This window comes from Psychromonas sp. KJ10-10 (assembly GCF_047323245.1).
In the GTDB taxonomy this organism is placed as follows: Bacteria; Pseudomonadota; Gammaproteobacteria; order Enterobacterales; family Psychromonadaceae; genus Psychromonas.
Window position 1 is genome coordinate 2,913,313 of the sequence record NZ_CP178826.1, and the last position, 11,982, is coordinate 2,925,294.

At 34.7% G+C, this 11,982-nt stretch carries 15 protein-coding genes and 1 pseudogene; 5 read left to right on the forward strand and 11 right to left on the reverse strand.

Annotated elements, in window-relative coordinates:
- Window positions 1–18: 18 nt before the first annotated feature.
- The 7 genes from phoB to ACLKMH_RS16835 all read right to left on the reverse strand — a co-directional run bounded on the left by phoB (window position 19) and on the right by ACLKMH_RS16835 (window position 5,440).
- A complete protein-coding gene (gene phoB / locus ACLKMH_RS16805) occupies window positions 19–702 on the reverse strand; it encodes a phosphate regulon transcriptional regulator PhoB (RefSeq protein ID WP_413699169.1) in 684 nt (227 codons plus the stop codon).
- Window positions 703–883: 181 nt separating this feature from the next.
- The gene (locus tag ACLKMH_RS16810) at window positions 884–2,149 is read right to left on the reverse strand and encodes a putative bifunctional diguanylate cyclase/phosphodiesterase (RefSeq protein WP_413702380.1); all 1,266 of its coding nucleotides are present in this window, start codon (window positions 2,147–2,149) and stop codon (window positions 884–886) included.
- A gap of 34 nt (window positions 2,150–2,183) precedes the next feature.
- Window positions 2,184–2,939, reverse strand: a complete 756-nt coding sequence (locus ACLKMH_RS16815) for a CHASE sensor domain-containing protein (RefSeq protein WP_413699170.1) — start codon at window positions 2,937–2,939, stop codon at window positions 2,184–2,186.
- Complete coding sequence (locus ACLKMH_RS16820) at window positions 2,939–3,052, reverse strand: YfiR family protein (protein ID WP_413699171.1); 114 nt, start codon at window positions 3,050–3,052, stop codon at window positions 2,939–2,941. Before ACLKMH_RS16820 ends, ACLKMH_RS16815 begins: the two co-directional genes overlap by 1 nt.
- Window positions 3,027–3,416 (reverse strand): YfiR family protein, encoded by a 390-nt coding sequence (locus tag ACLKMH_RS16825; protein WP_413699172.1) that lies wholly within the window; start codon window positions 3,414–3,416, stop codon window positions 3,027–3,029. The genes ACLKMH_RS16820 and ACLKMH_RS16825 overlap by 26 nt, the downstream gene beginning before the upstream one ends.
- Window positions 3,417–3,489: 73 nt before the next feature.
- A complete protein-coding gene (locus tag ACLKMH_RS16830; protein ID WP_413702381.1) occupies window positions 3,490–4,443 on the reverse strand; it encodes a TonB-dependent receptor plug domain-containing protein in 954 nt (317 codons plus the stop codon).
- The gene (locus ACLKMH_RS16835) at window positions 4,421–5,440 is read right to left on the reverse strand and encodes a TonB-dependent receptor plug domain-containing protein (RefSeq protein WP_413699173.1); all 1,020 of its coding nucleotides are present in this window, start codon (window positions 5,438–5,440) and stop codon (window positions 4,421–4,423) included. The genes ACLKMH_RS16830 and ACLKMH_RS16835 overlap by 23 nt, the downstream gene beginning before the upstream one ends.
- 375 nt (window positions 5,441–5,815) lie before the next feature.
- Here ACLKMH_RS16835 and rdgC point away from each other — a divergent pair.
- The 4 genes and pseudogenes from rdgC (at window position 5,816) to ACLKMH_RS16855 (ending at window position 8,842) form a co-directional block, all read left to right on the forward strand.
- Window positions 5,816–6,723 (forward strand): annotated as a pseudogene (rdgC, locus tag ACLKMH_RS16840) (recombination-associated protein RdgC).
- A gap of 126 nt (window positions 6,724–6,849) precedes the next feature.
- Entirely contained in the window at window positions 6,850–8,028 is a 1,179-nt protein-coding gene (purT, locus tag ACLKMH_RS16845; RefSeq protein WP_413702382.1) for a formate-dependent phosphoribosylglycinamide formyltransferase, read from the forward strand.
- A 217-nt stretch (window positions 8,029–8,245) separates the two neighbouring features.
- Window positions 8,246–8,584, forward strand: coding sequence for a hypothetical protein (locus tag ACLKMH_RS16850; RefSeq protein ID WP_413699174.1), 339 nt, complete (start codon window positions 8,246–8,248; stop codon window positions 8,582–8,584).
- 168 nt (window positions 8,585–8,752) lie between these two features.
- On the forward strand, window positions 8,753–8,842 hold the full coding sequence (locus ACLKMH_RS16855) for a YaeP family protein (RefSeq protein WP_413699175.1): 90 nt from the start codon (window positions 8,753–8,755) through the stop codon (window positions 8,840–8,842).
- A gap of 214 nt (window positions 8,843–9,056) precedes the next feature.
- On the opposite strand, the gene ACLKMH_RS16860 is transcribed toward ACLKMH_RS16855, so the two are convergent.
- The 4 genes from ACLKMH_RS16860 to ACLKMH_RS16875 all read right to left on the reverse strand — a co-directional run bounded on the left by ACLKMH_RS16860 (window position 9,057) and on the right by ACLKMH_RS16875 (window position 11,069).
- The gene (locus ACLKMH_RS16860; protein WP_413699176.1) at window positions 9,057–9,587 is read right to left on the reverse strand and encodes a hypothetical protein; all 531 of its coding nucleotides are present in this window, start codon (window positions 9,585–9,587) and stop codon (window positions 9,057–9,059) included.
- Window positions 9,565–9,969 (reverse strand): hypothetical protein, encoded by a 405-nt coding sequence (locus ACLKMH_RS16865; RefSeq protein WP_413699177.1) that lies wholly within the window; start codon window positions 9,967–9,969, stop codon window positions 9,565–9,567. Before ACLKMH_RS16865 ends, ACLKMH_RS16860 begins: the two co-directional genes overlap by 23 nt.
- A gap of 108 nt (window positions 9,970–10,077) precedes the next feature.
- On the reverse strand, window positions 10,078–10,749 hold the full coding sequence (locus ACLKMH_RS16870; RefSeq protein ID WP_413699178.1) for a DUF4124 domain-containing protein: 672 nt from the start codon (window positions 10,747–10,749) through the stop codon (window positions 10,078–10,080).
- A 92-nt stretch (window positions 10,750–10,841) separates the two neighbouring features.
- Window positions 10,842–11,069 carry a DUF1315 family protein gene (locus tag ACLKMH_RS16875; protein WP_413699179.1) on the reverse strand — a complete coding sequence of 76 codons (228 nt, stop codon included), beginning with the start codon at window positions 11,067–11,069 and terminating at the stop codon, window positions 10,842–10,844.
- A gap of 71 nt (window positions 11,070–11,140) precedes the next feature.
- On the opposite strand from ACLKMH_RS16875, the gene ACLKMH_RS16880 reads away from it, so the two are divergent.
- Window positions 11,141–11,887 carry a DUF2989 domain-containing protein gene (locus ACLKMH_RS16880; protein WP_413699180.1) on the forward strand — a complete coding sequence of 249 codons (747 nt, stop codon included), beginning with the start codon at window positions 11,141–11,143 and terminating at the stop codon, window positions 11,885–11,887.
- The last annotated feature ends 95 nt before the right edge of the window (window positions 11,888–11,982 follow it).

The following is an 11,982-nucleotide window of genomic DNA, read 5'->3' on the forward strand; positions in this document are numbered from 1 at the left end:
TTATTTTTATTATTTTTATTATTGCTTAGATGAAAATCGGTATCCTGAACCTCGTACTGTTTGCACAAGAAAGTCATGATCTTTTAATGCCTTACGCAAACGTCTAATATGAACATCAACGGTACGATCTTCTACATACACATTAGTTCCCCAAACATTATTTAATAACTGTTCACGACTATATACTCGTTCTGGATGTGTCATGAAAAAGTGTAATAGTTTAAACTCTGTTGGCCCCATTTCTAAAGGGGTTTCTTCAAGTGTTGCACGATGTGAAATAGGATCTAATCTAAGTTTACCAACCTCTAGTGTATCATCAAGTGATGTCGGATTCACACGGCGTAAAACAGATTTTAAACGAGCCATTAGCTCTTTTGGTGAAAAAGGTTTGGTGACATAGTCATCAGCACCATTTTCAAGTCCACGGACCTTATCTTCTTCATCGCCACGAGCGGTCAACATCACCACAGGTATCTGACGTAACATTTCGTCCACTTTGAGGTGTTTAAGCATTTGAATACCACTACCACCTGGAAACATCCAATCTAATAAGATAAGGTCAGGATAAGGTTCTTCTAATTGCTTTAAAGCAGTTTGATAAGTATCCGCCTCTAAACATTCGTAACCATGCTGTTCTAATACAAAACATAACATATCACGAATTGCGACTTCATCTTCAACGACTAATATACGACTTGCCATGTAAACTCTTCCACTCCATTATTATTTATAGAGTATCATTATCACCAGATAATATGACACTTATATGACAAACTAACATAAACAGTCATAAACTATAAAAAACAATATTATAGATAAAATTAAAGTCTTTTGAATATTAAAGAAAAACTAAAGTCTTTTTGTTGATTACTGAAGGTTAGCATTACATAACTAGAAGTTGATTGTTGGGTATTGAAAAACCAAAATAGTTTTCTTTAAATTGTTCTAAGGGAAGTGGTTTAGAAAATAAGTATCCTTGCCCAAATTCGCATCCAAAATCGGTTAATATTTTTTTCTGCTCTTGGGTTTCGATACCCTCTGCAATGACTTGTATATTTAAATGGCGAGCCATGATGATCATAGTACGACATAAGTCTCTACTATTACTTTGCATAACAAGATCATCTACAAATGATTTATCAATTTTTAAAATATCAACATCCATTTTTTGTAAATAAGATAATGATGAATAACCTACACCAAAGTCATCAATCGCTATGGTGATCCCATGCTTTTTAAGCTTCATCAATTTAATTCGTATAGAGTCTTCATTTTCCATTAATAGGTTTTCTGTAATCTCAACAATAATGGCATCTTTATTTAAACCAAGCATTTGCATATGCTCAAACCAATTTGTTATCCATTGATCATTTCCTTTAAATTGTTCTGGTGAGACATTAATGCTGATTTGAAAATGTTCCGCCCCCAATGCTAATAACTCACTCAAATCTGATGTCGCCGTTTTAGCAACCCACAGACCTAACTCTTTAATTAAGCCCGTTTCTTCAGCAACGGGAATAAATTCAAGTGGAGAAACTATGCCACGCGTTGGATGCTTCCAACGAATCAAAGCCTCTGCTTTACAAATTCTCCCAGAAATTAAATCTGTGATAGGTTGATAATAAAGCTCAAACTGACCTTGTTTTAGTCCAATACGTAAATCTTCAATTAACTTACGTTTCTTAACAAGCAGGTCTAACATATTTGGGTTAAAGAATTGATAACAATTACGCCCTAATTCCTTCGATTTATACATCGCAAGATCTGCATATTTGAACAAGGTTTCCACTGTTTTACCATCCTCTGGAAATAGTGTAATACCAATGCTTGCAGTGACATATACATGTTTATTTTTAATATTATAATTTTCAATGATTGCTAATTTAATATTTTGAGCGGTAGTTTCAACAATTGCTTTATTATCAATTTTATCAATCAGTACGATAAATTCATCTCCTCCTAAACGCGCTGCCACAGCATTTTCAGGTAGAATATTAACAATACGCTGGGTAACAGCCTGTAAAAGTAAATCACCATAGTCATGCCCTAGGGTGTCATTTATTTCTTTGAAACCATCTAAATCAAGCGCGATGATGGCAAAGTGAGCATCGGCTTGCTGATAAACCAACTCAGCTAACTTCTCTAATATAAAACGACGATTCGGTAATCCAGTTAATGAGTCACTATTTGCCTGTTTCTGTTAATTTACCATTAGCAATTTTCAGAGCCTTGGTTCTTTGTTCTACGGTGCTTTCCAAGGATTGATCTCTTTGTTCAATGGTTTCTAGCATTACATTAAAGCAATTAGCCAGATTACCCACTTCATCGCTAGATTCAACTTTAGATCGGACACTGTAATTATTGGTTTTCGTGACATAATCAGCCACCGAAGTGAGATCTAATAAAGGTTTAATAATTGTTTGACGCAGAAGAAGAGAAAGTAAATAACTCAACAATAATATAAAAATTAAAATGCCCAACAAATAAGCAATAAAAAATAACAGGCTTTCTTCTATGATAGAATAATCGGCTTTTATTTCTAACCGGCCATGCTCGACACCATCCATTAATAATGGCGTATTTATCGTCATGATGTCTGAAAAAATAATGGTTTTATTGATAACCTCTGAAAACACCGCAACAAGTGCTTCGCCGTTACTATCAATCACTCGAGCACTGACAACATTACTTTGGCTTAACAAAGGTTTAATTAATTCATTCATTGTATAGTCATCCTGAAAAATGACTGTTGCAGTTAAGTTCGGAGAAAGAATCTTAGCAATAGAATTTAGTCTGGTACGTTCATTTTTTGTCACCGTATTTAGCTCATAGGCAATAAAAACACTAGCGACAGTAAAACTAGTAAAAAGCGCAACCATCATTAATACCGTCAGTAGTTTCGCATTTAATGAGCCAAATAAAGAACGACTAAAATTCATTAATGATCTGCCTTATTTGTTCGTCCTAAACGTAATACCTTCGAGCTCATTTGAATACCTGATTGTTTTAATTTATCTGGGTTAACTTCAAAACGGATTTTGCCAGCGAGCACTAAAAAAGTTTATATGCCCTCCCGTTAAAATAAAATCATCAAATTCGCCCACTAGCATGATCGTAGTTATTGCAAGATATTTACTCAAATAACTCCACTTATCAATATCTTCCTTGGATATAAATAGGGTATGACAATGGTCTATATTTGCAAATTCAGAGGTAAGAAATAATACAGACACGGGAACATTTTTAATGCTCCGATTTTTCAATGTTTGATTTGCAGTTAATACAAATTGGTCGTTAAAGCTACAAATATTATAACTTTTCATTAACGGAGCGTTAAACCATTTTCCCTCTGAATATCGAGCAAAGTTATACATAAAACCAGATTTAATCGCATCTTCCCTCGGACTAGCAATCACCTTCACATGCATTGAGAAGAGAACACTAACCAAAAAGTAAATAACATAACGGTGTAAACAGATCATTATCGTATTATAACTTCATGGTGAGTCGAATAAGATAACTAGGTTCTATATATGTGGCAACAGTATAAGTTTCAGAGGTATTGTTATACTCTAAATGTCGCCCATATAATAAATTCATACCACTTAATGACACGGTTGCTGATGGAGATACCTGCCAATTCCAGTTTAAATCCAACACACTAAAGCCATCTGTGTCATAAGCATCACCACTTTCAACACGATAGACTGCAAATAAGGAATGACCATCTGAAATAACATAGTTTACTTTACTGATAAATTGACGCAGATATGCATCATAACCAATAGCGGCATTAGTATTCTCAGGAAGGTCATATTTGTAGGAGGTAAAGCTGTAACCCAGTTCAGTGGTTAGCTGTTCATTGGGTTGCCATTTCAAAACAGCTTCCCCGCCATAGGTTGTTAATTCTGTATTAGAGACAAAATTATGGTAAACAATATTGCTAGCAAAATCTAAATCAGTCTTAAATGCAAGTACATTTTCAGACTGAGTATGAAAAAGGGAAGCATCGAAACCCCAGGATTGGACATTATAGCGATAACCAAATTCCTTAGAGAGAGAGGTTTCAGCTTGCACATCCGATCGCCCTAAAATTTCTGCTCTGAATAAAGGGTAGCCATCAATAACATTGGCACCATTTGCAAGTGCATTACCATTATATTCAATTAAAGATGGGATCCTAACACCTTGAGAGATGGAGCTCCAAAATACATGCTCTGATTCAGGCTTCCAAGTTAGTCGGACCATAGGCTGATTCTCCCAACCAGTAAAACTATTATATTCTATTTTATTACCAATAATTAATTTTAAAGTATCGGGTATTAAACCAAATTGAGCCTGTAAGAAACCACCATATTGGTAATAAGAATCCACTGACTCAATGCTTGATATAAAGTCAGTATCTTGTACTGATATATTGTTATAACGGTAATTCCCCCCAATCTAACTGTACCTCTTTGAGTAAAGTATTCATTTGATAATCGATATCAGTAATAAAAAAGTCGTCTTCATAATAAAGTTGCTCACCTTTTTGTGAACTAATTGAAGCCTGTAACATTTGGTTGGAATGGGCAGATAATCGCTGTTCGTAGCGTGCCATCAACTGAAGGTGTTCACGACTATATTGGTCTTCAAAATACTCATTATTATAAGTTGCTAAATTCGGTAGCTTTAAATTTTGCCCCATATTAATGTGAGAATATTGAGTTTGCAGTAATAAAGAAGATGTCTCATTTAAATTTAAATCAAGTCGGCCACCTATTGTTTGTTTTTTACTGTCATCATTTGTTTGTAATGAAATATCGTTAGAGTCGGACGGTTCGCCAGCTTCTAAACCACCAAAAAGACGAAATGAACTATAATTAGCTAATGCACCTCCCACTCTAAAATTAACTTTTCCATCAATAAGCGTCCCTTTTTCAATTTGCAGAAAGAGATTGTGTGTATCTGCCGTGTGCTTACTAATAATGTTCACCACGCCATTTGTTGCATTACTGCCCCATAATAAACCACCCTGCCCGCGGATCACTTCAATACGATCGATATCATACAAAGGAATGTTTAACGCTTCCCAATAGACTCCCGCAAATCCGGGGTTATAAATACTTTGGCCATCTACCAAAACTAACAATTTACTTGAGTATTTCCCAGCGGTGCTTCGAAGAGTAATTGCCCATTGATTATTATCAATTTGACGAACTTGCATACCAGGAATTAACTTCAAAGCATCTGGTACGGTGCTAACACCCGACTGCATTATCTCTTTATTGCTTAACACATAAATAGAGGCGCTGGTGTCCGACATATTTTGTAATCGCTTCATTGCGGAGGTGACTTGTACATCAGCGACTAATAGTGCCTCTAATTCAAGACTAGCAAACTCACTTGATTCAAGATCATCTGCCTCAGCCAAATTAATCATAGACGTTAAATTTAGCAAAACAAATACCACAGCTATAAATTGGCATTGTTTGAAAAAGCTGGTCATTGTAATAAATACCTATTAATAAGTTGATAGCAACATTTTTCATGATGCTGTAATTTTTCAAGTAATAGAATATTACATTTACCATTTACAATACTTGATAGGAAACAATAAAACTTGTTTGAAAAGTGAGCATGGATATTATCCTTAATTATAGTTGGGTAAAATATACATTGGCGCTTCCCATACAAAATTTAAGTTAATTAAAAATAAAGCGAAAAACACTCAGCAAAAATACATCAAAATACTTCAAAACCTGTTTTTGCTGATTGACATAAAATCAATTACACTGACGCTCTATTTTGTTTTCCAATTGATAAGGACCATTTCATGTTTTTTAAAAACCTACAGGTTTATCGCTTTACTCGCCCATTAGAGCATGATGAAAAAGCCCTAGAGCGAAACTTAGAAGAGTTTAAATTTAAACCCTGTGGTAGCCAAGATGTCTCAAAACTTGGCTGGGTATTTCCAATGGGAAAAATTGGTTCTTTGTATACACATACAGCAAATAAACAAATTCTAATATGTTTGAAAAAGAAGAAAAAATGTTACCCGCTGGCGTCATTAAAGATCAACTTAATGAACGTGTTGAAGCAATTGAAGTCGAGCAAGGTCGCGCATTAAAGAAAAAAGAGAAAGATGCCCTAAAAGAAGACATCGTAATGCAATTATTGCCTCGTGCTTTTAGCCGCACATCACAAACCTTTGCTTGGATAGACCCTGAATCAGAAATGCTTTACGTCGATGCATCAAGTGCTCGAAAAGCAGAAGAGTTAATTTCTTTGTTACGTAAAACATTAGGTAGTTTACCTGTTGTGCCTATTCAACTTAAAAATCAAGCTGATGTTGTAATGACAGATTGGTTAGTTGAAGGCAATATTCCAGCTAACTTTAAGTTAGAAGATGAAGCAGAATTATGTTCTGCGTTAGAAGGCGGTGGCATTATCCGCTGTAAGCAAGCAGGATTTGCTGTCAGAAGAAATCAAAAATCATTTAGACTCAGACAAGTTTGTCACTAAACTAGCTTTAAATTGGGCTGATAGCATCTCTTTTATTATCGGAGAAGAGTTTATGTTAAAACGCTTAAAGTTTTCAGACGTGTTACAAGAGCAAAATGAAGATATTGAAAAAGATGACTTTGCACCAGGTTTGATGCAGACTTTGCATTAATGACAGGTGAAATTAAACAACTAGTTCCAGCTGTGATTGACGCTTTTGGCGGACAACAAAGTTTATAATAACGATTAATAACACACCAACCAATACAAAACCGCTTATTTAAAGCGGTTTTTCTGTTATTATGCCAGCCGATTTTTTACCTGTTTTTCCATCAATAAAATGAGATTTGTTATATGAGTTTATCTATTTTTGGTAGTGCCAAATCCCCTAGTGCAACCAAAGCACTGTTACTTGGCTCTGGTGAGTTAGGCAAAGAAGTAGCTATTGAGCTACAACGTTTTGGTATCGAAGTGGTTGCCGTAGACAGTTATGAAAATGCACCTGCAATGCAAATTGCACATTCATTTCACGTTGTATCCATGTTAGATGGCGATAAGCTTGAACAAATTATTAATCTTGAAAAACCGGATTTTATTATTCCAGAAGTTGAAGCCATCGCTACTGATTCTTTAATCAAATTAGAAAATGAAGGTTTTAATATCATTCCTTCAGCGCGTGCGACTAAACTAACCATGGACAGAGAAGGCATACGCCGTTTAGTTGCCGAAACATTACAAGTAAAAACGTCTCCTTACTTTTTTACTGATACAAAAGAACAGTACTTACAAGCAGTTAACACTGTTGGTATTCCCTGCGTAGTTAAACCGGTAATGAGTAGCTCAGGTAAAGGGCAATCAGTCATTAAATCCGAAGCTGATTTAGATAAAGCTTGGGATTATTCTCAGCAAGGAGGACGCACAGGTGCAGGTCGTGTGATAGTTGAAGGATTTGTACCCTTTGATTATGAAATTACTCTATTAACAATCAGCGCAATTGATGGTGTTCATTTTTGTGCTCCCATAGGCCATAGACAAGAAAATGGCGATTACCGCGAATCATGGCGGCCTCAATTAATGTCTGAGGAGGCTTTACAAAAAGCACAAAATATTGCGAAAAAAGTTGTCACAGAACTAGGTGGCTTTGGATTATTTGGCATGGAGTTTTTTGTAAAAGGTGATGAAGTTTATTTTAATGAAGTATCACCTCGTCCACATGATACAGGACTAGTGACTTTATTATCACAGGATGCCTCGGAATTCGCACTGCATGTACGTGCGATATTAGGTTTCCCTATCGGCACCATTACACAATATGGGCCAACCGCTTCAAGTGTTATTTTAGGAAGTGGTGTATCGCTGGATTTACGCTACGGAAATATTGGTCAAGCTTTGGCACAAGTGGCAGGTTCACAGTTGCGTTTATTTGCGAAACCAAACATTAATGGTTCTCGACGTTTAGGTGTTGCAATTGCACGAGGTGAAGATACAAATCAAGCCGTAAGCAATGCAAAATTAGTGTCTAGCAAAGTTGAAGTTATCTATTAAACGAGCTACCTCTAGCCCAATATAAGCACTATAAACTAAAAGCTAAGGTAACTATTGTTGCCTTTTTTTATGCCTAAAAAACCACCTTTGCATAATAAACAGCCAATTTAAACGAATTAACAGCAAATAAAGCTTGAAATATGCACAAAATAATATACTGTTAGTTTATACAGTGTTTTTACATACAGTATTTATTATAAAATAATAAGGTGGTTTTATGTTATCTCTTTCTTTACAGCAAATTAGTCAGCAAGCAGTAAGCAATAACACATTAAATATTAATGACATAGATAGTCAGCTCGATGCTCAACAGAATCGATTGACTATTAGTTATGACCTTAATAACTACCAACCTTTATTACAACATCTGCAAAACTCAACAGACCCACGTTGGATCCTTTTTATTGCTCCTCCGGGAAAACCCAACTTTCAGTTTTTACAACAGGCAGGTATTAATAAAAGTCGCATTATCACATTGAGCGAAAAACAATTGACAGATCCCGATAAAATTTTTAAAGATGCATTAGCGAGTAATAATTATGCAAAGAGTGATTAATTGGGTTACACAGTGTAATAAACCATTAACTAATGAGATAAATCAATTAACACAAGATTCTAATACACACTGTTTTGTTTATTGTTCGCAATAACCGTTATAATAATTATAAATTTAATAAACCTAGACGAGTAACTTATGTATCCATACTGCGATAAAACAAAAAATATGATTAACTTAATTGGAAGTGGTGATGCTACCTACGTGCCAAAAGCTATTACCTGTGCGATTAAAGCTTTAGATGCAATTGCAGACTAATGAACAATTGGATGATAAAACACGTGAAGAAGTCGCTTTGCAGCAGCTTAATCTTGTGTTAAGTGATTACAATGATAACGACTAGTTAGATACAATTCAGGATAAATAAAAACTAATAGGCTTTTTTAGTATAGAGGTTTTACAAACAAAAAAGAGTCCAAAATATTGGACTCTTTTTTGTTTAAACTGCTTTTGTTTGAACTGTAAAATTATATTAATTCACCTTAACTTCCGCATTGCCTACTAAATCTTTTTGAATCGAAGCTAATTCCATTAATGCATATTTATACTCTATAAATTCATGTATACCAGTAGTCGTGGATAATTTGAAATAATAAATCGCTTTATCTAAATGCCCTGCTAGCTTATGCCAATGGGCAAGATAAAAATAAGCCTCACACAGCCTTTCAGCTAATTCTTTATTTGTCTTAATGTCTTTGCTGATGTTTGCTAATAATTCTTGCTCAGACAGTCTTCCGGCCACAACATCTACAAACAACCATGCATAGTGACTATCACCTAGAGGTTCATTTTGTAGCTCAATTAAAGCTTTTTGTGGGTCTAATTGACTGTTAATGATGTAGCGCCATAAAATACGGAAGGGATCATTAGTATCCAACTCATAGAATTTATTGATATCACGAGAGGCAAGCGAGAATCGTTTTACTTGATATAAACCAAAGGCACGGTGTAAATAGCTATATTCAATTTTTTCATTAAGTTCAATGGCGACTGTCAAAGGCATCGAAGGCTTCATCGTAGGACTGTCCAAATAATAAATAAACACCTAAGGAATTATAAGATTGTGCAAATGCAGGATCGGTATTAATAGATTGAGTAAAATCATAACGACTATGAGCCGTTAAACCCATACGGTCATAAATAAGTCCGCGTTCATAATAAAGCACCGCTTTTTGTTGATCGCTACCTTTATGCTCGGCAATTAACTGATTTAAACGTAATAATTTAACTTCATCTTGGTAATCAATTTGTACAGTAGTCGCAAGTGGTAAAACAATCATTGGATAACTATCACCCTGCCCCCTATCATTTCCCGGAATAGACTCACAGGCGGTTAAAAATACAATTAAAGGCAGAAATAGGAATTTTGATATATGCAGTTTCATGAATAAACCCTTGTATATAAGAGTTTTAAGAGTGAACTATAATAATTATAAAGTAAAGGTAGTTAACAGCTTCAACATAAAAAGAACGTAAATAAATACTGTTATATATTAAAAACACTCACCCGCTCGACATAATTTAACGTCATTATGTAAATACTCTCGTGCAGTTAAAACCTTATTTTCATTTTCATCTGTTTCAAGAATAGGTATAAATTGATTCTTACCAATTGAAAAACTTGCAACTTGCCACTTGATAGCAAGCATATATAAACTATTTTCACCACGCATTATTTTGTAATAACCCATTTCTCCCTGCTTTGTATCTCGTCGTAAAGTACAGGCATAATGACCATAAAAAATAGCGTCATTTTCTTCTGCATTAACAGGAAAGTGCACACTATTAACACAAATACTTTGAATAATATCCTGGACGGAAATGGCAAAACGTTGCGCAGTCATTGATTCAGGCAAATCGGTCAGTTTTTGTTGAGCTATCAACATGTTTTTAGTGATAGACGATGGGCGTAAAGGCTTATATTCTATTTCAGAGAAGCGACTCAATTTAATATTTTTAGTTTTTTCCCAACCGTTTTTCCAACCTGGATAGTCGGGAATAACAAATTGCTCTTGTTGGTATAATTCTTCATCGATAGAGACATCACCTAGTTCTAAATCATCAAATGGGTTATCACAGGGAGTATTTGAGAAATGTGCAACACCTTCAATATCACACTGATATACTTCCGCATATAAAGGTGCAGTAAAGACGAACAGGAGCATAAAACGCATTACAAAAATCAAGAGATGTTGCCTTTTTATTAATTTATATCATAAATCAATTTTATGAATATCTTCATCAGAGAACTGTTGTTTTAACACGGATTTTTTTCCATATAAATTTCTCCACCCTTCGCAATACTAAAATGTTCTGGTGTTTCATTGTGTAAACTTTGATAAGCCATGATTAACTGCAAAGTCTCAGCCTTTTGATTATCATTTAATGGTTTACCATCAAGCCACTTTCCTGTTTCAACTGATTGTTTTAATTGAAGGTAAAGTGATGGGGATAACTTTTTGGCATAGGCTGTTATATTTAACACTCGAAATTCCTATTAGTATTATGATAAGTTGCAAAGCTTAAGTATATTGATTTACGGGAAGATTTCTACTGATGATTTTGAAGATAGCGATTAAACTCTCACTTGTTTTTTCTACTTTCTTAATTTTAGGCTGTGATGTGCTTAAAAATGACGATATAAACAGTATTTGTGAAAACTCGCCAAAGCTATGCGCCGACTTCCATCAAATTGGTGATTGTCGTTTTAAAAGAACCACTGTCATTAGAGCCCGATATTACGATAAGATTGAGCCAACAGCCCTTCATCAAAGACAGTTACTGACAGAACTCGATGAGTATGAGTCTTGCCTGGAATTAACCTTGTTTATGGAATTCACTCGTAACAAAGAAAGAAAACAACAACGTTTAGATAATTACTTAGCCACTCAAGCATTGATTCAAAGAAAAATAAAAGAGAGTAAACAATCAGAAGACCCATTACTGGCTTATTATTTATGGACACACTATCAAGATATACAAGCACGTAACAAATTTTTAGCGGTTGCCACTAAGGATGATGTAAGTGATCCTCGAATATTATTCAAACTTGCTAACTTGTACGCTAAAAATGATCCGCAGGAAGCATTAAATCAATACTATAAAGGACTTCATCTTAGTAAATCGTTAGATGATATCCCTACATCAACTTTCGCAATGATCATGACACTTTTTTATCAGAATAAAAACTTTGAAGATGCTTATGTTTGGGCACTAATATCTAAAGAACAGGATCAATTGGATGAATATCCAATTAATTTAGATTTGATTCTAAAAAAGGTCACATTGGAACGCCTAAATTAATTACAAATGAAAAACATTTGAAAGTAACTGCAGAACATTACCATGAGGCATTAGAAAAAGGTGCTTTTAAAGAAAAAGCCCCGATTTTATCAAAC